At 68.6% G+C, this 21,225-nt stretch carries 22 protein-coding genes; 12 read left to right on the top strand and 10 right to left on the bottom strand.

Going from position 1 to position 21,225, the window contains the following annotated elements:
- The first annotated feature begins 158 nt into the window (after window positions 1-158).
- The 3 genes from G6N48_RS07185 (at window position 159) to G6N48_RS07195 (ending at window position 3,142) form a co-directional block, all read left to right on the top strand.
- Window positions 159-1,946, top strand: a complete 1,788-nt coding sequence (locus tag G6N48_RS07185) for a DUF4407 domain-containing protein (protein WP_085271012.1) — start codon at window positions 159-161, stop codon at window positions 1,944-1,946.
- Between the two features lie 118 nt (window positions 1,947-2,064).
- The gene (locus G6N48_RS07190) at window positions 2,065-2,409 is read left to right on the top strand and encodes a DUF732 domain-containing protein (protein WP_085271013.1); all 345 of its coding nucleotides are present in this window, start codon (window positions 2,065-2,067) and stop codon (window positions 2,407-2,409) included.
- 259 nt (window positions 2,410-2,668) lie between these two features.
- Window positions 2,669-3,142 (top strand): DUF6941 family protein, encoded by a 474-nt coding sequence (locus G6N48_RS07195; protein WP_085271014.1) that lies wholly within the window; start codon window positions 2,669-2,671, stop codon window positions 3,140-3,142.
- On the opposite strand, the gene G6N48_RS07200 is transcribed toward G6N48_RS07195, so the two are convergent.
- The 8 genes from G6N48_RS07200 to G6N48_RS07235 all read right to left on the bottom strand — a co-directional run bounded on the left by G6N48_RS07200 (window position 3,139) and on the right by G6N48_RS07235 (window position 9,938).
- Window positions 3,139-3,939, bottom strand: a complete 801-nt coding sequence (locus G6N48_RS07200; RefSeq protein ID WP_085271015.1) for a DAPG hydrolase family protein — start codon at window positions 3,937-3,939, stop codon at window positions 3,139-3,141. The two genes, G6N48_RS07195 and G6N48_RS07200, sit on opposite strands and share 4 nt — an antisense overlap.
- The gene (locus tag G6N48_RS07205) at window positions 3,939-5,279 is read right to left on the bottom strand and encodes an FAD-binding oxidoreductase (protein ID WP_085271016.1); all 1,341 of its coding nucleotides are present in this window, start codon (window positions 5,277-5,279) and stop codon (window positions 3,939-3,941) included. The genes G6N48_RS07200 and G6N48_RS07205 overlap by 1 nt, the downstream gene beginning before the upstream one ends.
- 165 nt (window positions 5,280-5,444) lie before the next feature.
- Window positions 5,445-5,735: an ANTAR domain-containing protein gene (locus G6N48_RS07210; protein WP_085271017.1), complete on the bottom strand. Its 291-nt coding sequence runs from the start codon at window positions 5,733-5,735 to the stop codon at window positions 5,445-5,447.
- A gap of 187 nt (window positions 5,736-5,922) precedes the next feature.
- Complete coding sequence (locus G6N48_RS07215) at window positions 5,923-7,287, bottom strand: wax ester/triacylglycerol synthase domain-containing protein (RefSeq protein ID WP_085271018.1); 1,365 nt, start codon at window positions 7,285-7,287, stop codon at window positions 5,923-5,925.
- A gap of 135 nt (window positions 7,288-7,422) precedes the next feature.
- Window positions 7,423-7,782 carry a carboxymuconolactone decarboxylase family protein gene (locus tag G6N48_RS07220; RefSeq protein ID WP_085271019.1) on the bottom strand — a complete coding sequence of 120 codons (360 nt, stop codon included), beginning with the start codon at window positions 7,780-7,782 and terminating at the stop codon, window positions 7,423-7,425.
- 49 nt (window positions 7,783-7,831) lie between these two features.
- Window positions 7,832-8,254 (bottom strand): DUF302 domain-containing protein, encoded by a 423-nt coding sequence (locus tag G6N48_RS07225; protein ID WP_085271020.1) that lies wholly within the window; start codon window positions 8,252-8,254, stop codon window positions 7,832-7,834.
- Between the two features lie 38 nt (window positions 8,255-8,292).
- The gene (locus G6N48_RS07230; RefSeq protein WP_085271049.1) at window positions 8,293-8,562 is read right to left on the bottom strand and encodes a metal-sensitive transcriptional regulator; all 270 of its coding nucleotides are present in this window, start codon (window positions 8,560-8,562) and stop codon (window positions 8,293-8,295) included.
- Between the two features lie 152 nt (window positions 8,563-8,714).
- On the bottom strand, window positions 8,715-9,938 hold the full coding sequence (locus tag G6N48_RS07235) for a CaiB/BaiF CoA transferase family protein (protein ID WP_085271021.1): 1,224 nt from the start codon (window positions 9,936-9,938) through the stop codon (window positions 8,715-8,717).
- 231 nt (window positions 9,939-10,169) lie between these two features.
- Here G6N48_RS07235 and G6N48_RS07240 point away from each other — a divergent pair, with 231 nt between their 5' ends.
- The 8 genes from G6N48_RS07240 (at window position 10,170) to G6N48_RS07275 (ending at window position 18,939) form a co-directional block, all read left to right on the top strand.
- Window positions 10,170-11,033 (top strand): mycofactocin-coupled SDR family oxidoreductase, encoded by an 864-nt coding sequence (locus tag G6N48_RS07240; RefSeq protein ID WP_085271022.1) that lies wholly within the window; start codon window positions 10,170-10,172, stop codon window positions 11,031-11,033.
- Window positions 11,034-11,181: 148 nt separating this feature from the next.
- Window positions 11,182-12,120: a thiamine pyrophosphate-dependent dehydrogenase E1 component subunit alpha gene (locus tag G6N48_RS07245; protein WP_085271050.1), complete on the top strand. Its 939-nt coding sequence runs from the start codon at window positions 11,182-11,184 to the stop codon at window positions 12,118-12,120.
- 12 nt (window positions 12,121-12,132) lie between these two features.
- On the top strand, window positions 12,133-13,140 hold the full coding sequence (locus tag G6N48_RS07250; RefSeq protein WP_085271023.1) for an alpha-ketoacid dehydrogenase subunit beta: 1,008 nt from the start codon (window positions 12,133-12,135) through the stop codon (window positions 13,138-13,140).
- On the top strand, window positions 13,133-13,369 hold the full coding sequence (locus G6N48_RS07255; RefSeq protein ID WP_085271024.1) for a lipoyl domain-containing protein: 237 nt from the start codon (window positions 13,133-13,135) through the stop codon (window positions 13,367-13,369). The genes G6N48_RS07250 and G6N48_RS07255 overlap by 8 nt, the downstream gene beginning before the upstream one ends.
- A 20-nt stretch (window positions 13,370-13,389) precedes the next feature.
- Entirely contained in the window at window positions 13,390-14,265 is an 876-nt protein-coding gene (locus G6N48_RS07260; protein WP_085271025.1) for an enoyl-CoA hydratase-related protein, read from the top strand.
- A 9-nt stretch (window positions 14,266-14,274) separates the two neighbouring features.
- On the top strand, window positions 14,275-15,816 hold the full coding sequence (locus G6N48_RS07265; RefSeq protein WP_163670805.1) for an AMP-binding protein: 1,542 nt from the start codon (window positions 14,275-14,277) through the stop codon (window positions 15,814-15,816).
- Between the two features lie 25 nt (window positions 15,817-15,841).
- Window positions 15,842-17,248, top strand: a complete 1,407-nt coding sequence (locus G6N48_RS07270) for an aromatic ring-hydroxylating oxygenase subunit alpha (RefSeq protein WP_085271051.1) — start codon at window positions 15,842-15,844, stop codon at window positions 17,246-17,248.
- Entirely contained in the window at window positions 17,245-18,939 is a 1,695-nt protein-coding gene (locus G6N48_RS07275; RefSeq protein ID WP_085271027.1) for an FAD-binding protein, read from the top strand. The genes G6N48_RS07270 and G6N48_RS07275 overlap by 4 nt, the downstream gene beginning before the upstream one ends.
- A 58-nt stretch (window positions 18,940-18,997) precedes the next feature.
- Here G6N48_RS07275 and G6N48_RS07280 read toward each other — a convergent pair whose 3' ends face one another.
- Window positions 18,998-19,846 carry an enoyl-CoA hydratase/isomerase family protein gene (locus G6N48_RS07280; protein WP_085271028.1) on the bottom strand — a complete coding sequence of 283 codons (849 nt, stop codon included), beginning with the start codon at window positions 19,844-19,846 and terminating at the stop codon, window positions 18,998-19,000.
- Window positions 19,847-19,906: 60 nt separating this feature from the next.
- Window positions 19,907-20,452 (bottom strand): class I SAM-dependent methyltransferase, encoded by a 546-nt coding sequence (locus tag G6N48_RS07285; protein WP_085271029.1) that lies wholly within the window; start codon window positions 20,450-20,452, stop codon window positions 19,907-19,909.
- Window positions 20,453-20,571: 119 nt separating this feature from the next.
- On the opposite strand from G6N48_RS07285, the gene G6N48_RS07290 reads away from it, so the two are divergent.
- Entirely contained in the window at window positions 20,572-21,177 is a 606-nt protein-coding gene (locus tag G6N48_RS07290; protein WP_085271030.1) for a TetR/AcrR family transcriptional regulator, read from the top strand.
- Window positions 21,178-21,225 lie beyond the last annotated feature (48 nt).

Here is a 21,225-nt window from a genome sequence, read left to right on the forward strand (position 1 = left end):
GTTGGCGCCATGCGTGCGGTCTTCGGGCCGTCGGCCGTTCCACGGTGTTTCACCGTCAGTCGCCCCGGATTGTGAGCCGTGGCACATCGCGGTGCTTCGGCTCGGTGTGGCGGCGGCCGGCCTGAGAGGCTTGATGAGCTGGAGGTGTTTGGAGTCCGATGAGCGCCCACGAATCTGCCGAGCCCCGCTCGGCCGCATCCCGGCCCGCAAGGCTGCTCACCTGGTTGGGCGGCGGCCACTGGCACGAGCTCGGCGAGCGCCACGAGCGGGCCACCCACTCCGTCGCCGGTGCCGTCGTCGTCATCGGGGCCGTACTGGCGTGGCTGGTGGCCGGCGGCGCCGTGGCCGAGTCGACACGGTGGCCGGTTCTGGCCGTCGCGCCGGTCACCTTGGTTTTTGCCCTGCTGGTCGGCACGGTGATCCGTGGCACCGCCGGCGGCCCTCACCGAGGCCGCGCCGGCGTGGCCGGACGCGCGGCGGTCGCGGCGTCGGTGGGCTTGGTCGTGGGCGAGCTCGCCGCGCTCGTCCTGCTTTCTGCCCCCATCGGCCGCCGCCTCGACGAACGGGCCCTGCGAAGCGCGGAGTCGACACCGGCCGTCGCATTGGCCGCGACCTCGCTGCGGGAGAGCACCGACGCCCGCGCCGCCCTCGACCATGCCGTCGAGCAGGCGCGGGCACAGCAGGACACCGCCCTGGTCGTCGCGCGCTGCGAATACAATCCGACGCCCGCCTGCCCGCCGACCCGGATCACCGGCGTCCCGGGCGCCGGTCCCGAAACACGAACGGCGAACGACCTTCTCGCCGATGCCCAGCGCGAGCTGGACAACGCGCTGGCGGCGCGCGACCAGCAGGCACCCCTGCTGGACGCCACGATCGCGCGCAAGCAACGGGCGCTGACCGAGGCGCGGCAGGACGTCGTCGCCGACGCCGGGCGCGGCCTCGGTGCGCGCTGGGTCGCCATGAACGACGTCACGGCCGCCGGGGCCGGGGCGCTGGCGCTGCGGGTGTCGACCGATGGATTCTTCGTTCTGATCTGCCTGCTGCCGCTGGTCCTCGGCATGTGGCGCGGCGAGACGACCCACGACCGCCGCGCCGAAGCCCGTACGCGGCGCGAACGCGCCGAGCTCGACGCCGACACCGCCATCGCGATCAAACGGGCCGAGGTGCGCCGCGAGGCCGAAATACTCTGGGCGGAGCATCAACTCACGCAGGCCCGGCTGGCCGTCGAGGCGCAGGCCGAGATCGATCGCGAGCAGCAACGGCGCCGGGTCGCGGCGGCGTTCGAAGATTCGAAGCGCGTGCCGTCGGAGATCTCCCTGAAACCGGCCCATGCCTTTCAGCCGGCGGAAGACGACGTTTACCTCCCCATCGCCGCGCAAGCCGAGGCGGCCAGCCTGGCGATCGCCACGTCGGCCGCCGAAGCGGAGGATTCACGCGCGGAGACCGCGGAGAACCTCCCGGCTCCGGTCGAACGGCCGGTCGAGCTTGCACGCCGCACGCCCGGATCCATTCCGTCGATCCCCGACGCCACAAGGGCCGCGGCCCGCTGGGTGCGCCCGTTGGTGCCGCCGTTGGTGGCGCGGGTGATCGACAACACCACGGCGCCGCTGCGCACAGCGCGCCAGGTGTTCGAAGAGGTCGAGGAGATCACCTTCGCGTTCAGGCGGACTCGCAAGGTGACGCTGGACTCCGAGCACAGCGCGCCGCCGGCGCCCGGCCCGGCCCCCGAGGCCCCGCTGCCCGACGAACGGTCGGCGCGCGGGGCGGGCCGCCACGGCGAAGTGGCTGAACACGAACGCTTCTCGTCGCTGCCGCGCCGGGAGTTCGACGCAATGGGCGGGCGCAGGCCGGCGGAGCGCGACGGCCGCATCGAACTGATGGAGCGCGGCGGGACGCGGGAACTGGATGCCCCGGACGGTCCGCGGCAACTGCCGCCGGCACGGTAGCCCGCATAGCGGGTCGTCGAATTGTCATCCGGCGGGAACCCGTGGGCCGGCGTCCGTTAACCCTGCGTTGGCCGCAACGGATGCGGGCCCACCGGCACTTTGCGACAATCACCGGGTTATGAGACTCGTACTGATGCTGGCAGGTGTCACGGTGGCGATCGGCACCGCCGCGTCGGCGCAAGCCGACGTCGACGGTAAGGATCAGGCGTTCCTCACCACGCTGCGCCAGGCGGGCGTGACGTACATGAACCCCGAGCGGGCCGTCGCGGCAGGTAAGTCGGTGTGCGACCTGGTCGACGGCGGAATGACCGGCGCGGAGATCGTCAAGAACCTGCAGGAGAAGAATCCGGGGTTCGAGGGCGACGGCGCCGCGAAGTTCGCGGCGATCGCGGCGCAGGCGTACTGCCCGCAGGCGCTGACCGCCCAGGACGCCGGCGCGGCCTCGAAGTCCGACAACTCCTGACGCGGGCGGACGGGCCCCTGACCTGACCGCGGACCGGTGCGTCTGCGCGCCGTACGCACCGGAGGGCCGTCGCACGGCTACCGGCTGCACGGCACGCGGCCGCGTCCGCCCAGACCCGCCGAGTGCATCTGCTCGCCGCAGGTAATATCCAGCCGACAACGGCACGGCTCGAATCTCGTCGACCTCGTGAGGCGGAAGTGATGGCAGGGCAGGATCTCGCAGTGACAGTCGGAAGGCCGGACGTGACTCCCGAGGGCGCATGAAGATCAGCCTGCTCCTCGCTGACGCGGCACAGGCCGACGCCGCGTCCGGCAAGGTCCACGCCCTCGGCCTGGGCTGGCGGCAGTGCCAAACGCCCACGCCGCCTATCGCTTTGGTGCTCTTCCTGGACATCGACTGGGACGAGACGAACAAAAAGCACAAGCTGAGCTGCCAGCTGCTGACGACCGACGGCGAACCGGTGGTGGTGATGGGGTCGCAGGGCCCACAGCGGATCTCCTTCGAGGCTTCGGCGGAGGCCGGCCGTCCCCCGGGCGCCATTCACGGCGCCTCGCTTCGCCTGCCGCTCACCCTCAACATCCCGGCCGGAATACCGTTGGACCCGGGAATCTACGAGTGGCGAGTGGAGATCGAGGGCTTCGAGCAGGCCACCGCCGTCGAGGCGTTCGTCGTGGTGCCTTCCGCGCAGCAGCCCCAGCAACCGCAGCACCCGCCGCCCAAGCCGTCCCTCTAGTCGCGGCGGCCGAACATCTCGTAGAGCTGCGGCAGGAACCCCGCAAGGTGATTCATCTCCTGCGCGCAGTGCACCAGCAGATTGCGCGCGGTGGACTCGGAGGTCGCCAGCACCCGCGCGGCGAACGGGCGCACCACCCGGGACGCGATGCCGGGGGCGTTCCGCACGGCGATATGCGGCCCGCCCAACCAGAACCGAGAGCGCATCTCGGCGCCGGATGGAGTGGAGCGGATGTGGTGGATGAACCATCCCACGTCCACGGGCACGTCACCGGAGCCCAGCCGGGCGCAGATCGACACCGCGTCCTTGCCGTCGGGCGGGCAGCCCATCTCCGCCGGCGCGACGAAGCGGATCGCGGCGCTGAGCATGCTGGACCCGATGTACTCGCTGATGGTCGACGTCCGGCCGACGTAGCGCTGTTCGTCTTCGCCGCCGTCGCCCCAGGCCGCATACAGATGCGCTCGGGGATGCCACAGCTTGTAGCGCCGGGTGTCGCAACCGTGCCAGCCGAACCACCACGCCCACATCGCCGGCGTCACCCCGGGCATGTCGGTCCGGACACAGACCTGGAGGCTGCCGTCCTCGAGAATCCCATAGCCGTTCTCGGTCCGCTGGTATCCGTCGGCGGCGACGCACGCGGCGTCGGCGAAGGCGGGCAACGCCATCGCGCCCTGCGGGCCGTGGTGCAGGGCGTCGACGACATGACCTGGCAGGGCGGACATCTCGGACGTGAAGAAGCTGCCGAAGGGCGTGTCGGCGTCGTCGCCGCGGTAACCGAGGTACACCCCGCGGGCCATCACAGCCTGCCCATCCAGCTGTTGAACAGCCCGTCGGGATCGTAGGCGGCGCGCACCTCGTCGAGGCGGGCCATGGCCGCGTCCGTCGCGAACCGCGCGGGACGCCGGCCGAGGTTTTCGTCGGCAAGCTGGATTCCGGTGGCCAGGTGCGACATCGCGGCCATGTTCGACCGCGCCCAGTCGCCGTAGCGGTCGTCGTCGGCAGGGTCCTTCCAGGATCCGTATAGCGCGAGGTAGATCTCGTCTTCCACGCTGTATGCCATGTCCTGGCGTGGGGGCGACGGTCCCCAGTTCAGCCAGAGGAAGTGCGACGGATGGGGTGGCATCGTCGCGAGGATCCCGTGGATGCCCGGCAGCAACTCCGCGGCGGATGCCGAGGTCCACATGTTGTCGGCCGTGTAGCGGTGGTCGGCCAGGTAGTGGGTCATCACGACGTCGTACCAGGTGACCAAATCGGTTGGCGTATAAGGTACGTTGATAATCGCGCGGCCGGCGGCCGGGCACGTGCCGAACACCGCGAGCGCCTCTTCGGCCGCTTCGTCGGAATCGGCGAACGCGGGCGACGCGCACACGATCGCCGGCATGTCCAGACCCATCTCGGGAACGCTTCTGGTCGCGAGCATCTGCATCTCGACACGCCGGTCCACCTGTGCGCTGACGCCGCGAGCCCACGTGTAGACCTCGTCCGCGAGCTCGAAGGGATAGACGTAGATGCTTGTACCGCAGACGGCCGGACGTGGGTACAGTCTCAGGTGAAACGACGTCACCACCCCGAAGAATCCCGGCCCGGCGCCGCGCGCCGCCCAGTAGAGATCGGCGTGATTATCGGCGTCGCAATGGATTTGGTCACCGTCGGCGGTGATGACGTCCAGACCGAGCACACTCTCGCAGGCCGGGCCCAACACCCGGCTGTTCCAGCCGTACCCGCCCTGAAGGAGATAGCCGCCGACGCACACACCCTTGCAGTGCCCGCCGGGGAAGAACAGTCCCTGCGACTCGAGGTCGGCCATCAGCTTGCTGCCGCCCTTGCCCGGGCCGACGACGGCCACTCGGTTCTCGGCGTCGATCCGGACGTGATCGAGGCGGCTGACATCGAGCAGAACCGCGTCGTCGCGCAGGTGGCTTGCCGCAAAGCTGTGCCCACCTGAGACGACGCTGACCCGCCGGCCATGGGCCCTGGCGTGGCGCAGACCCGCGACGATGTCGTCGGTGTCGACCGCCTGCACGATCAGCTCGGGGTAGCGCTCGGGCACGCCCTGGTGCCAGACGGTCGCGCGGCGCGCGGCTTCGTAGCCGTCATCGCCCCGGAAGAAGTGCCGCCCGGTCGGTAGCGCGCTCATCAGGAACCCCTTTGTTCCGCACTCGGCTCTCTACGGTTGCGCAGGAACTGCTTTCGGTCCGCTGCTACAGGGCATCATGGCGACAATCGGGCGGCGGAGCGGGCGGGTTGGCGACGGCCGCGGTACCCCCCACAGCACCCCGGCCGCGCCAGGTCCCGCCCCCGCTCAGCAGGTCAGCGCGGCCGACCTGGCGAACAGCGAGCCCCATTCGCGGCGAGCCGCGGACTGCGCGTCGACGAAGCTGGGCGTCTTCGCGCCGTCGCCGGCCAGATGGACCAGCGCCCAGGCCATCGCGAACACGGGCACCTTGTGACGCACTGCCGCAGTGTGCAATTCGTCGAATGCCGCGTCCGACGGGCAGCGACGCAATCCGATGAGGATGCCCCGCGCGGTGTCGAGAATGCGACCGGAGTGCGGCCCGAACGAGTTCTGGGCCGGAACCCAATTCGCCGTCATAGTGTGAACCTCCTGTTGCGCCATGACAGAACCCGCCGTACAGCCGGCGGAAGAGGTTGCGCGCCGCGCGTCGTCGCGGCCACGAACCTCAAAAGGCGCCTAGTGCAATGATTTAGGGATTGGCCCTATTTTGCCAGTCCGACGACGATATCGATATCCGGTCGTGACAGTTTCGGGATCGTTCGAATCAGCTTGCCAGCGCCAGCACTTCGTCGAAACCGCCGACGAGTGCGTCGTGGAAGACGTCGTAGTCGGGTATCGCGGCGGTGTCGACGTTGATGCCCAGGCAGCAGGTGTCCACATAGGTCAGCAGCGTGACGTTGACCGACGAACCGATCGTCGGGCCGAACGCGTACTGTGCGCGCACCGCCGCGCCGCCCAAAAAGACCGGAACCGCAACGCCGGGGACGTCACTGGCCAGGAAGTCGACGTGTCGGAGTACCGAGCCGATGTACCACCGCGGCATCAGATTCAGGGCCCCGGCTATCAGCTGCGTGTAAGGCAGCGATCGTTCGTCGCGAACGGCGCCGGTGCGCCGGTGGATCGCACGGATGCGCGCGGCCGGGTCGGCCTCCCCCACCGGCACGTCGAAGCGCATCAGCGTGATCCGGTTGCCGCCGATGTCGTCGGCGGCGGTGCGCAGGCTCACCGGCATCGTGAGGTGCAGGTCGTTGACCGCCACCCCGTGCTTGTCGTGGTACAGCCGCAGCCCCCCGGCCACCCCGGCGACGAACGCGTCGTTCAGGGCCCCTCCGCACCGGTGCGCCGCCTCCCGCAGCAGCGGCATCGGCACCTGATGCACTCCCAGGCGCCGGATCAGGCCGCGTTCGGTCACCAGCGGCGACCCGGTCCGGCCGATCGGCCGGACGGTCCGGTAGATCGACGCCGCGGTGGCCGCCGCCGCGCGCAGGGTGCCGACCGGCCGCCGGACGCCGTCGTAGACCAGGCGTGGTGCCCACTTGACGGCACCCGTCAGCGCGCCGGACAGCATGCCGGCGTCGTAGCGCCAGCTGTCGCGGTAGCCGCTCAGCGGCGCAGCTGTGACAACCCGGGGCTCGGGCGGCAGTGGTTCGTGCTCGCGGAGCTCTTCGGTGAGGTTGAACAGGTTCATCGCGATCTGGACGCCGCCGATCCCGTCGGTGAGGGCGTGGTGGAACTTGCAGATCATGGCCGCGCCGCCGCCCCGCAACCCGTCGATCAGGACCGTCTCCCAGAGCGCCCGCGCCCGGTCGAAGTCCTGCATTGCGGCCAACTGCGCCATCTGGAGCACGTCGTCGAGGGTGCCGGGCTCGCGCAGGGCGGTTCGCCGCAGGTGGTAGCCCAGGTCGAAGTCGCGGTAATACTCCCACCTGGGCGGGGCCGGGGGGTGCGACGGCGCCACCCGCTGCCGGAACATCGGCAGTTTCCTGCTGATCAGGTCGAACCGTTCGCGCACCTCGTCCCAATCCGGGGATCGGTCCAGCAGCACCACGCTGACCACCGTCGATCGCAGTCGTGGATCACTTTCCATCGCCCAGGTGAAGGCGTCGCTGGCGCGCATGAATGCAGTCATGGTGTGTGCTCCTCGCACAAAACCTACGACCGTCACGGCGCGGGGTCAGCGGTTGGTCGGCACGCAATGACCTTGGTCCTCGCAGATAGTGCCATTGGTCGCCTGCAACCCACCGGGTCGGCGCCGTGCGGTCGGCTACGACTGCCCGGCGTCGGCGAACTCGCAGAAAGCGGTGTAGGCGCGAGCGCCGTAGATGGTGGCCGGTCCGCCGTGCATGAGGAATGTGACGCCGATGGCCTCGGCGGCTTCCTCCGGGGTGGCACCGGCGCGTGCCGCGGCCTGAGCGTGCGAGGCGATGCACCCGTCGCACCCTTCGACGACGCCGATCGCCAGGGCGATCAGCTCCTTGAACTTGCGGCTCAGGGTCCCTTCTGCGAATGCGGCGCCGCTCAGCGCGGCGAAGCCCTTGTAGACCTCGGGGATCTGCTTACGAAGGTCGCGATGCTGCGGCAGGAGGTTGTCGAGAACCTCGTGGTGATGATGCTCGTCTGACATGGCTTCGATGATATACCCCCGAGGGTATGACCACCATCGCGGTCGGCGGCTACTCGCCGGCGGCCACCGGCGCGCTGCTCGCGAGCGAGTCGATGGCCGCGCGCAGCTTGGCGGTGACCTCCTCGGCGACCGGCCGCAGCTCCGGCTCGCCGGTGACCTCCACCAGCAGGCCCGGATTCATGGCCTCGACGAGCACGGCGCCGGCATGATCGGGGTCGGTACGCACCACGACGTTGCACGGTAACAGCAGTCCGATCTGGCGATTCGCCTCCAAAGCGCGCTGGGCCAGCGGCGGGTTACAGGCGCCGAGGATCAGGTAATCCTCCATCTCGTGGCCGAGTTTGGCCTTCAGGGTGGCCTGGACGTCGATCTCGGTGAGAACGCCGAACCCTTGCCGGGCAAGCGATTCCCGAGTCCGCGCGACCGCGTCGTCGAACGACGTCTGCAGTGAGGTCGAGATCCCGAGCTCCATGACAACATTCCCTTCGTCAGGCCCCCGACGGCGTCGCATCAGGCGAGCGCCAGGAACAACTTCTCCAATTCGGCTTCGCTCAGCGGCGTTCCCCCGTTGGCGGCGCTGCCACTGACGCACTCTTTCAGCCCGGTGGCCACGATCTTGAATCCGGCGCGGTCGAGGGCTCGCGAGACAGCGGCCAGCTGGGTGACGACCTCCTTGCAGTCGCGGCCCTGTTCGATCATCGAAATCACGCCGGCGAGTTGCCCCTGCGCGCGGCGTAACCGGTTGAGCACCGCCGCGATGCTGTCTTCATCACCGATCATGGGACCCTCCATTCGCTGTGTTACCGCCATAGTACCCAGGGGGGTATCGAATGACACTTAAGAATATGCCCCTTGGGGTATCGATTGTCACCGGTAAGGCGACGGGTATCGATGTGCCACGCCCGCGTGAGTCGCAAACCGGTCGGCCAGGCCTACAGAATCGCCCTCAGTTCCTTTGCCCGGCCGATGTCGTCCCAGCCGACGCCGAGTTCCAACAGAACCTCTTCGGTGTGCTGCCCGTGTTCGGGAGCGCGCGCCGGGTCCGGCGGCGTCTCGTCGAACTGCACGGGCGCGGCGACCATCCGGTACTTCTCTCCGTGGTCGTCGACGTTGGTCACTACGTAGCCGTTCGGTTCCACCTGGGGGTCGTTGAGGGTTTCGCGGGGCGTCGCCAGGGCGCCCCACACGCCCGGCTCGTCCTCCAGCACCTTCTGCCAGTGGGCGAGGTCGTGGCCGGCGAACGCCGTCGCGAAGATCTCGGTGGCCGCCGCGGCGTTGGCGATCAGATTGCTCGACGGCACGAATCGCTCGTCGGTGACCAGTTCAGCCAGGCCCATTCGCGCGCAGAACCCGGCCCAGAACTTGTCCGGCTGCAGGAAGACCAGCTGGATCCATCTGCCGTCCCTGGTTTTGTACCGGTTGACGAGCGGGTTGATGGCCAGCCCCGGCGGGGCGCCGGGAATGCCGTCGATGTCGAAGAAGTCGGCCGCGCAGATCGACGGCGCGATGGACCACATCGCCTGGGCCAGTAGCGAAGAGTCGACGATTGTCGGCTCGCCCGTGCGCTCTCGGTGAAACAGCGCGGCGCACACACCGCCCGCCAGCGTCGCCCCGCCCTGCAGGTCGCCGAATCCCGGACCCTGAACGGCCGGCGTCTCGCTGCCGAACGGCGTCAGCGTGTAGGCCACCCCGCCCCGGGCCAGGTACGTCGCCGCATCGAATCCACCGCGGTCGCGGTGTGGGCCGCGCACCCCCAATCCGGTGCCGCGGGCAATGATGATCGCCGGGTTGAACCCGCGGACGTCCGCGACGGTCAGCCGGGCACGTTGCAGAGCGCCGGGCAGCCAATTCGTGAGAAAGACGTCCGCGCTCGCCAGCAGCCGGCCGAAAAACTCGCGGCCCAGTTCGGTTTTGAGGTCGAGCGCGACGCTGCGCTTGCCGCGGTTGCCGAGCTCGAGGATGAAGTCGGCGTCGGGGCGGGCGGCTTCGCGGGTGAACCCGCCGACGACCAGCGCGCGGCCGGGATCTCCCGAGGCGACGCCTTCGACCTTGACGACGTCGGCGCCCCAGTCCGACAGCGCGGCACCTGCCGACGGCACGTACGTCCACGACGCCAACTCGACAACCCGCACGCCTTGAAGGACACCAGCCGTCATCGTCGACCCCTTCGATCCTTCATTCCTTGCTATTTTAGATATTCTAGCTACTCTAGGCCATATCGATAGCCCGGCTATAGCCCGCGCAGTTTTCGTGGAAGAGATGCGATGGAGCCGACCGTTGGTCCGAAGTCGGGCCCCGTCGCGCTCGGTGCCCCGGCCGTTCCGATGACGAATGTCGTTGGGCCGCAACGTGGAGCAGCGGTGTAGCCGGAGGACGAAGGACGAGCGATGGGCAGAGTATCGGGCAAGGTGGCCGTGGTCAGCGGCGCCGCACGCGGCCAGGGGCGTTCGCACGCGCGGCTGCTGGCCGCCGAAGGCGCCGACATCATCGCCGTCGATCTTTGCGAGGACATCGCGACCAACGAGTATCCGCTGGCCCGCCCCGAGGATCTCGACGAGACGGCGCGGCTGGTCGAGAAGGAGGGGCAGCGCGCTTTCACCACGATCGCCGACGTCCGCGACAAGGTGGCGCTGTCCGCGGCGATCGACGGGGGGGTCGCCGAATTCGGGCATCTCGACGTCGTGGTCGCCAATGCCGGCATCTGCCCGCTGACCGCCGGCCTGCCACCACAGGCCTTCGCCGACGCCGTGGACGTGGACCTGGTCGGCGTGCTCAACCTGGTGCACGCCAGCCTCAAACATCTGCAGTCCGGCGCGTCCATCGTCGTGATCGGTTCCAACGCCGCTTTCATGTCGTCGATGAACACCACGGGGATCGACGGGGGACCCGGCGGCGCGGGGTACGCCTTCGCGAAACTCGCCGCCGCGCACTACGTCAACGACTTCGCGTTGGCCCTGGCGCCGTTCTCGATCCGGATGAATGCGGTACACCCCACCAACGTCAACACCGACATGCTGCACAGCCCGCCGATGTACCGCGCCTTCCGGCCGGACCTGAAGGAACCGAAACGCGAGGATGCGGAACCCGTCTTCCCCCTGGTGCAGGCGATGCCCATCCCCTACGTCGAGCCCGAGGACATCAGCGAGGCCGTGTTGTTCCTCGCGTCCGACGCGGCGCGCTATATCACCGGACAGCAGCTCCGCGTGGACGGGGGCGGTTTTCTCAAGGTCAAGCCGTGGTCGGGGGCGTGACCGGGAAGGCACTGCAACCGAAGACAATGAAGACAGTGAAGACAGTGAAGACTGTGAATACATCGAAACCGCTGTGCCGCAAGCAAACTGGAGACAAACGGTGAACCAGGACTTCTCGCCGCAGATCGAGCGTCGGCTCTACGAGCTGATGGTCCTGATGAAGGCCGCCGACGACCGCCTGTCCAGGGGCATCAGCACCGGTGAGTTCATGTGTGTCTACTGGCCGTCGCGCGGGCAGGAGGCCATCGCCGCAGCGATGGGCGTCTCCTTGCGCCCCGACGACCAGTTGGTGACCACCTACCGCGGGCTGCACGATCTCATCGGCAAGCAAGTGCCGCTCGAGGAGATCTACGGCGAGATGATGGGGCGCACGGTCGGCGCGGCGCGCGGCAAGGGCGGCAGCATGCACATCGCCGATCCCGACCACGGCGTCATGCTGTCGACTGGCATCGTCGGGGCCGGGCCACCGGTGGCGGTGGGTCTGGCACTGGCCGCGAAGCGCAAGCACATCGACCGCGTCACGGTCGTCAGCCTCGGCGACGGCGCGACCAACACCGGCTCGTTCCACGAGGCGGCCAACATGGCCGCGCTGTGGGACCTGCCCGTCGTGTTCGTCTGCCAGAACAACCAATACGCCGAGATGACACCGACCACCCACACCATGAAGCTCGCACACGTCGCCGACCGGGCCGCCGGGTACGGCATGCCGGGCATCCGGGTGGACGGCAACGACCCGCTGGCCGTGACGGCCGCGCTGGATAACGCCCTGCGGCGCGCCCGCAGCGGCGCCGGCCCCACCTTCCTCGAGTGCGTGACGTTCCGCTTCCGTGGCCACTACTTCGGCGACCCGATGCCCTACATACCCCCGGACCAGCTCGCCGCCGCGATGGCGGCCGACCCGGTGCCGTGGTTCCGCGACCACCTCGCCCATGCGGGCATCTGCACCGCCGGCGAGCTCGACCGCATCGACGCGGACGCCGAGGCGGCCGTCGAGGCCGCGCTGCAGACCGTCATGGGCGCCGATCCCCCGCCGGCCGACGAACTCGACCGCGACGTGTACGCGACTCCCCTGAAATTCCCGGTGTAGCCGAGGCCGCGCATGCAAGAACGGGAGATGACCATGCGCGAGGCGCTCAACCTCGCGCTCGACCAGGCGCTGCACGCCGACGACAGGGTGTTCCTGCTCGGCGAGGACATCGCCGATCCCGGCGCGTCGGGCCCCACCGCGGGACTGTCGGCCAAGTACGGCCACGACCGGGTCCTGGACACTCCGATCTCAGAAGCCGCGATCGTGGGCGCCGCGATCGGCGCGGCCATCGACGGGATGCGGCCGGTGGCCGAGATCATGATCATGGATTTCATCGGCATCGCGGCCGACCAGTTGATCAACAACGCCGCCAAGCTGCGATTCATGACCGCGGGGCGAACGACCGCGCCGATCACCGTCCGCACCCAGGTCTACGCCGGGCTGGCCACCGGCGCCACGCATTCGCAGAGCCTGGAGGCGTGGTTCATGCACATCCCGGGCATGAAGGTGATCGTGCCCTCCACCCCCCGCGACGGCAAGGGCCTGCTGACCGCGGCGATCTTCGACGACGACCCCTGCCTTTTCATCGAGACGATCCGGCTGCAGAGCAAGAAGGGGCCCGTACCGGTCGATCCCGGCTTTTCTATCCCGCTGGGGCAGGCCGACGTCAAGCGGCCCGGCACCGACGTGAGCCTCATCAGCTACGGGCGCCCGGTGCACGACGCGCTCGCGGCCGCTGCCACGCTGGCCGAGAACGGCGTCAGCGCGGAGGTCGTCGACCTTCGCACCCTGGTGCCGCTCGACGTCGACACCATCGTCGGATCGGTCGCTCGTACCCGGCGGGCCGTGATCGCCCACGACGCAGTGCAATTCGGCGGTCCGGGGGCCGAGATCGCCGCGATCCTGCAATCCGAGCTGTTCGGCGAGCTGGCCGCACCCGTCGAGCGGGTGGCGACCCGGTTCGCGCCCAACCCGGCCGCCGCGGCGCTCGAGGCGCAGATGTATCCCTCGCCGGCGCGGATCGCTGCCGCCGCCCGGCGAACTCTGGAGTCCACGACGAGGACGACCATGCATGGCTGACTTCATCATTCGCATCCCGCGGGTATCGGTCGCCGTCGCCGAAGCCGAGCTCACCGGGCTGCTGGTGCCGGCCGGCGAACACGTCGACGCCGGCACACCGATCTACGTGATCGCCACCGAGAAGGCCGAGCAGGAGATCGAGGCCGGGGCGTCGGGCACCGTGCAATGGACGGGCCAGGTCGGCACCACCTACGACATCGGCGCCCAAATCGGCGTCATCACCACGTAACGGAAGGAACAGCCGGACACATGGATCTCAACGAGACCCGCGAACGAATCATCTACCAGAAAGAGGGGCCCGTCGCGAAGGTCACGCTGAACTGGCCCGAGAAGGCCAACGCGCAGGACCAGAAGCTGGCCGAGGAGGTCGACGCCGCGCTGCTGGACGCCGACCGTGACTACGACATCAAGGTCCTGATCCTCAAGGCCAACGGCAAGGGTTTCTGTTCGGGGCACGCCATCGGCAACAACGCGGTCGACTATCCGGCGTTCGTGGAGGGCGCCAAAGTCATGGGCACGCCGTGGAAACCGCAGACCGACCTGTTCGTCAAACCGACGCTGAACCTGTGGGAGTTCTCCAAACCGACCATCGCCCAGGTGCACGGCTACTGCGTCGGTGGCGGCACGCACTACGGTTTGACCACCGACATCGTGATCGCCTCCGAGGACGCCTACTTCTCCTACCCGCCGCTGCAGGGTTTCGGCATGCCCTCGGGTGAATGTTCCATCGAACCCTGGGTTTTCATGAACTGGCGGCGCGCGGCCTATTACCTGTACCTCGCCGAGGTGATCGACGCCAAGCGTGCGCTCGAGGTCGGTCTGGTCAACGAGGTGGTGCCGCTCGACCAACTCGACGCCCGCGTCGACGCCATCGCGCGCCACATCGCCCAGGCGCCGTTGACGACGCTGCTCGCGACCAAGGCCAACCTCAAGCGTGCCTGGGAGCTGATGGGCATGCGGGTGCACTGGCAGAGCTCAAACGACCTGGTCGCGCTGGCGTCGATCAGCAAGGACGTGCAACAGCTGATCCAGACGGTGTTCAAGGACAAGGTGCTGCCGTCCGAGCAGGCCCGCCGGCAGGCCGCGGCCGCCGCATCGAGCGATGGCGCAACGGCCACAACCTAGGGCTCTGCAGTGAACATCGCCGACCACGCGAGCACGGCCCCGCAGTCGCCGGCCCTGATCGTCGGAGGCGACACGATCTCGTTCGGCGAGCTGCACGACAGGAGCCGGCGGGTCGCCGCGGTGCTGCACGAGGCCGGGTTGCGCCGCGGCGACGGCGTGGCACTGGTGTTGCCGAACCGGCCGGAGTTCCTCGAAATCACCTGGGGTTGCCAGCTTTCCGGCCTGTACTACACCGCGGTCAACATCCACTTCACGCCCGACGAGGTCGCCTATGTCATCGACGACTCCGACGCGAAGGCGGTGTTTGTGGACGCCACCGCCGCCTCGACGCCCGGACTCGCCGCCCGCATCCACGCCGCCAACGCGGCGGTGATTACGCACATCTGCGTCGGCGGCGACTTGCCGGGCTGGCGGCGCTACGAGGAGGCCCTGGCGGGGGCGGGCGCCGCTCCACCGGTGTCGGACGGATCGGAGATGCTCTATTCGTCGGGAACCACGGGGCGCCCGAAGGCCGTGCGCCGGCCGCTTCGGACCGACGGCAACGGTTCATGGGCGCAGTCGGTGCTGCAGATGGCGCTCGTCCACAAATACGGGATGGATCGGTCGAGCGTCTACCTGTCCCCCGCTCCCCTCTACCACGCGGCCGGGGTGAACTACACCATGGCGGTCAACCGGGTGGGCGCCGCGTCGATCCTCATGAAAAAGTTCGACGCCGAAACCGTGTTGCGCCTGATCGAGGACCACGGCGTCACGCACGCACAGTTCGTCCCGACGATGTTCGTGCGCATCCTCAAGCTGCCCGAATCGGTCCGGGAGAAATACGACGTCTCGAGCCTGCGGTGCGTCATTCACGCGGCCGCGCCGTGCCCGGTCGACGTCAAGCACCGCATGATGAAGTGGCTCGGTCCAATCATCCACGAGTATTACGGTGGCACAGAAGGATTCGCGGGAACCACGATCGGACCCGAGGAGTGGCTCGCCCATCCGGGCTCGGTGGGCATACCGATGTCACCGGTGCACGTTATCGGCGACGACGGCAACGAGGTGGGGACCGGCGAATCCGGGGAGCTGTTCTTCGAGGGTGGACCGGACTTCGAGTATTTCAAGGATCCCGCCAAGACGGCGTCGATCTGCAACGACCGGGGGTGGCGCTCCCTGGGCGACGTGGGCTACGTCGACGAGGACGGATACCTGTACCTGACCGACCGCTCGACCTTCACGATCGTGTCCGGCGGGGTGAACATTTACCCGCAGGAGGCGGAGAACCTGCTGATCATGCACCCGAAGCTGGTCGACGCGGCGGTATTCGGCGTCCCCAACGACGAATTCGGCGAGGAGGTCAAGGCCGTCGTCCAGCCGGCCGCCGGAGTGGTCGCCGGACCCGACCTGGAGACCGAACTCATCGAGTACTGCCGCGCCCGCCTGGCCGGCTACAAGTGTCCGCGCACCGTCGAATTCGACCCCGCGCTGCCGCGGGATCCCAACGGAAAGCTTTACAAGAGGCGCATTCGTGAACGTTACTGGCGGGGGCGGGCATCACGGATCGTCTGACGCCGGCATGGAGAAGGGACGCGAGATGACTACCACGGGCAAGACCGACGTGAACTGGGCTCCGCTTCCGGTGCCATGGGGGGTCCAGTGTGCCGACCGGATTCCCAAGCAGCGCTACTACGATCCCGAATTCTACTCACTCGAAGCCGAGCTGCTGTGGCCGCGGGTGTGGCAGATGGCGTGCCGCCTCGAGGAGATCCCCAAGCCCGGCGACTACGTCGAGTACGAGATTCTCGACGACTCGGTCATCGTCGTGCGGGTCGACACGCAGAACGTGCGCGCCTACCACAACGCCTGCCGGCACCGCGGGGTGAAGCTGGTGGAGGGCAACGGAAATGGGCGCACCTTCGTGTGTCCGTTCCACGGATGGTGCTGGGGCATCGACGGTCGTAACACCAACGTCGCGCGGCCCGAGGAGTTCGACGAGCACAATCTGGCGCCGGAGGATCTGCGACTGGTTGCGGTCCGGTGTGAGGTCTGGGGCGGCTGCGCGTGGATCAACCTCGACGACGACGCACCCGGATTGCGCGACTGCTTCGAGCCTTTCGCGTCGATCTACGACGCCTGGAAGGTGGAGTCGCTGCGCGTCGAGTGGTGGCAGGCCTGCCGGCTGCCGGTGAACTGGAAGCTGGCGACGGCGGCCTTCATGGAGGGTTACCACGTTCCGCAGACGCATCCGCAGCTGCTGCCGTCGTCGCAGCCCGGCGCGGTGTCACGGCCGGGGGGCCGGCCGCCCGGCCTGGCGCAGACCAACCTGTACTTCATGCGCACGCTCGGCGAGGGAATGGCGGGCATGACGCACGAGAACGACGTCCGCATCGCCGAGGGTCTGCAGAACATGGAGCTACCCGCCGACCCGGCGGCGGCGATGGCCCTCTGGCGCAGCACCCTCAACGACGCCATCGTGAAGTGGCATCGAGCACGGGGTTGCGACATGCCCGATCTCAACGAATTGGCGCGGCGCGGCATCACCGAGGCGATCAATTTCGCCTTCCCCCATTACTTTCTGCTGCCCCAGTACAGCAGCGCCTCGTCGTATCGGATCCGTCCCCTGGGCCCGGAGGAGACGCTGTTCGAGATCTGGTCGCTCACGCGCATCCCGCCCGATGTGGTCACGGCAAAGCCCACACCGCCGGAGCCCATGGCGCCGGACGACCCGCGCTGGCCGCCGATTCCCGCCCAGGACTTCTCCAACCTGCCCAGGCAGCAGAAGGGCCTGCACTCCAGAGGCTTCGAATACATGCGGTTGTCCAGCCGGATCGAGGGGCTGATCTCGAACTTCGAGCGCGTCATCGACGGTTTCCTGGCCGGCCTGCCCTATAAGACGCTGCTGCCGGCGATCCAGAAGACCAACACCACCATCGACGTGCCCGTGGTCGATCTCGGGTTCACCGCCCCGGCCACGGCCTGGGCGCAGGGGGCGGCGCGGTGAGCACCCGCTGGGACCGCTGTGTCGACCTGCTGATCGCGGGCAGCGGCGGGGGCGGGATGGTCGCCGCGCTGGCCGCGCTGGACTGCGGGCTGGAGCCGCTGATCGTCGAAAAGCAATCGCTCGTCGGTGGTTCCACCGGCCTGTCCGGCGGGATCGTCTGGCTACCGAACAACCCGTTGATGCGCGCCGAGGGTGTCGCCGATTCGCACGAAGACGGGATGGCGTACCTCGCCGACGTGGTCGGCGACATCGGTGCGCCCTCCTCCCTCGAACGCCGGGAGATGTTCCTTTCCGCGGGCTACGAGATGATCACCTTCCTGCAGCGCAAGGGCGTCCGGCTGATCCGCTGCGCGGGCTGGAGCGACTACTACCCGAACCACAAAGGCGGCAACGCCTCGGGGCGCGCGGTCGAGGGAGTTCCCTTCGATGCCGCGCAGCTGGGAAGCTGGAGCGACAAGGTCCAGCCGCCGCTGGCCAGGAACTACGGGTACGTGGTGCTCACCAACGAGTTGCGCTTCATCCAATACTTCAACCGGGCGCCGCGCGCGTTCGCGGTGGCGGCGAAGGTGTTTCTGCGCACGGCGGCGGCGCGCGTCCGCCGGCGCCGGCTGCTGACCAACGGGGCCTCGCTGATCGCCCAGATGCTCAAGGCGCTGATCGAACTCGGCGACGGGCAGGCTCCGCTGTGGACCGACACCGCGCTGGAGGACCTCGTCGTCGAGGAGGGCCGCGTCGTCGGTGCACGCGTGATCCGTGGCGGTGTGCCCGTGAACATCCGGGCGCGCCGCGGAATTCTGTTGGCCGCGGGTGGCTTCGGACACAACCAGGAGATGCGCCGCCGCTACAGCGGCGACCAGCCGAATGAGGGGCAGTGGTCGATCGCCAACGCCGGGGACACCGGCGAGGTGCTGCAGACGGCGATGCGGCTGGGCGCCAAAACCGACCTGCTCGACGAGGCGTGGTGGCTGCCATCGGTTTTCATCGCCAACGGCGGCGCGGCGGCGGCGTCGCTGGGGTCGGGACGCCAGCGTCCCGGCGCCATCTACGTCGACTCGACGGGTCGGCGGTTCTGTAACGAGTCCAACTCCTACGTGGAGGTGGGCAAGGCGATGTATGCCAACAAAGCCGTCCCGTGCTGGATGATCTTCGACGAAGGATACGTGCGTCGATACGTGGTCACTACCAACCCGTTCAACCGGAACCGGCACCTGCCGCCCGCCCTGCTCGACAGCGGGGCGGTCAAACGCGAGGACACCGTCGCGGACCTGGCCCGCCAGATCGGCGTTCCGGCAGAAGAATTGACGCGCACCGTGCAGCGGTTCAACCGGTTCGCCGCCAAGGGGCTCGACCCCGACTTCGGGCGGGGCCAGTCGGCGTACAACGATTGTCTGGGCGACCCCGGCTATCGGCCGAACGCCGCGCTGGGACCGCTGGAGCGCGCGCCGTATTACGCGACCAGGGTGTTACCGGCCGACGTCGGGACCTGCGGCGGCGTGGTCACCAACGAGCATGCCCAGGTCCTGGATCAACACGACCGGGTGATAGACGGCCTCTACGCCACCGGCAACACCACCGCGACGGTGATGGGCCGAACGTATCCTGGCGCCGGCGCGAGCATCGCCGGGTCGATGGTCTTCGGTTACGTCGCCGCGCGTCACGCCGCCGGGCGCAAAGTCGCCGGCGATCATTAGGACCGACCCGCCGCACACGAAACCGGGTGCGACGACGGCGACGAGTGTGCGACCGGTCTCATGTTGGCGCAGAGCCCGATTCGTCGCGGTCGACGAATTCGCGCGGTTTCATGCCGGATTGCATCAGCTCGGCACGCCGTGCCTGCACGTCGGAGGCCGCACCCACCATGTTGGTCAGAATGTGACTGACCTGCAGATGAACTCGCATGCCCATCAGCTCCCACGCCCGCTTCACGTTGTTCTTCACCGCCATCAACGTGGTCAACGGGATCTGGGCGATCTTGCGTGCCATCTCCTCGACGACGTCCTCGAGGTCCTCGCGCGGCACCACCCTGTTGAGCAGTCCCCAGTCCAGGGCCTGCTGAGCCGACAGGGTCGGCGCCAGCAGCAGCCAGTCCATCGTGCGGTGCCAGTTCATCAGCAACCACGGCTCGATCATGGTGTGCCCGCCGGGTTCCCCGAGGCTCTGGGCAAGCGGCATCTGGAAATACGCGTCCTCGGACGCGACGCAGAAGTCGGTCAGCAGCCCGAGATAGATGCCGCCGCCCATGCAGTAGCCGTGGATCGCGGAAATAGTGGGTTTGGGAAATTCCCACAGATACAGCGTCGGCCACAGGAAGAGATCGGCGGTGCCCTTGTAGAGATCCTCGAACGTGTCTCCGAAGTCGGGATAGGGGTTTTCGTCCGGCGCCCAACGGGCCACGTGGCCGCCGCAGAAGCCCTTGCCGTTGGCCTTGAGGATGACGACCTTGATCTCCTTGTCGCGATCGGCCTCGTGCAGGCAGTCGTCGACTTCGGTCACCAGCACGGCATCCTTGGTGTTGGCCTTGTCGACCCGGTTCAGGATGATCCGCGCGATCGGTGGCTCGCGTTCGTAGATGACCGCCTCGAGCTCACGCCGCTCCATTTCCGGGACACTACCGGACGCCGCCTACCGGAAGACCGAAATGTACACGCGAATCGGCGTTTAGGCGCGCGAGGCGAGCAGCCAGGCGAGGCCCTCTCCTTCGCCGGCGGCGACCAGGTCGAGCTCTGCGAACGCGGCCGGCAGTTCACCGGCCGCCACCCGGAACGGCCCGGGGGCAGCGCCCATTTCGCTCAGGGCGGTTATCGCCAGCAGGCCGCCAGGTGCCAGCCGATCGATGATCGCCCGGTCGAGCCGGCGGTCGCGGAACCTGTGGCAGACGATCACGTCCGCGGGCGGACCGTTCGGCAGGCCGTCGTCGAAGTCGGCGACGTCGAAACGGCAGCGGTCGGCGACGCCATGGCGCCGCGCCAGATCCCGCGCCTGCCCGATCGCGACCGGCGAGACGTCGAGCCCCAGCACCTCCATGCCCCGCGCCGCCAGCCACACAGCCCCCTGCCCCTGACCACAGGCCAGGTCCAGACCCCTTCCGCCCGTCGGGAATACGTCCGCGTAACGCGACAGCACACCGGGCGGCTCGATCGCGTCCGCCGGCGTGCCTTTCGTCAGGTACCGCTCGTCCCACCGGCGCCGGTCCGCCTCGGCCATGACGCCACCATAGAGCCCTGCCCCGCTCGCCGCGCCGACCCGCCGGTTCTGGACAGATGTCCGCAATCTGCGGTCCACGAGGACGGGACCGCGCTCCCTGAGCCACATACACTGGACCGGTGTCCAAAGATACGGCCGCCCGGCCCGTCGTTCCCGACGGCGCCGCCGCCGGGACGGCGCGCCGGACCGACCGCCGGCCGGGTGAGACGATCCGCAAAGTCCTCGACGCCGGTCTGGCGGAGTTGCGGGAATCGTCCTACGCCAACCTGACGATGCGCGCCGTGGCCACCCGCGCCGGGGTGTCACCGGCCAGCGCCTACACCTACTTCCCGTCCAAGAGCGCTCTGGTAGCGGCGGTCTACCTGCGCTTCCTGCGCGACCTGCCGCGCCACGTCGACGTCAACGACACCACCAAGACCAGGGTCAGCGCGACGCTGCGCGACATGGCCGTCGTCGTCGCCGACGAACCCGAACTGACCGCCGCCTGCGGGGCGGCCCTGATGGCCGACGACCCCGCGGTCAAGCCGCTGCGGGAACAGATCGGCGAGGAGGTGTCCCGGCGGATCGGGGCCGCGCTGGGCCCCGGTTGGCCTCGCGCGGTGAAGTCCACCCTGCAGATGACGTTCGCCGGTGCCCTGATGACCGCGCGCTTCGTCACCTTCAACGAGATCGCGGGGCAACTCGACGAGGCGGTCAACCTCATCCTCGGCGCGTCTGTGGCCTGAACCGACTGCGCCCGCGGGAGCGGGTTCGGCCCGTCCGGCGTGGCGGGT

The organism is Mycobacterium parmense, assembly GCF_010730575.1.
In the GTDB taxonomy this organism is placed as follows: domain Bacteria; phylum Actinomycetota; class Actinomycetes; order Mycobacteriales; family Mycobacteriaceae; genus Mycobacterium; species Mycobacterium parmense.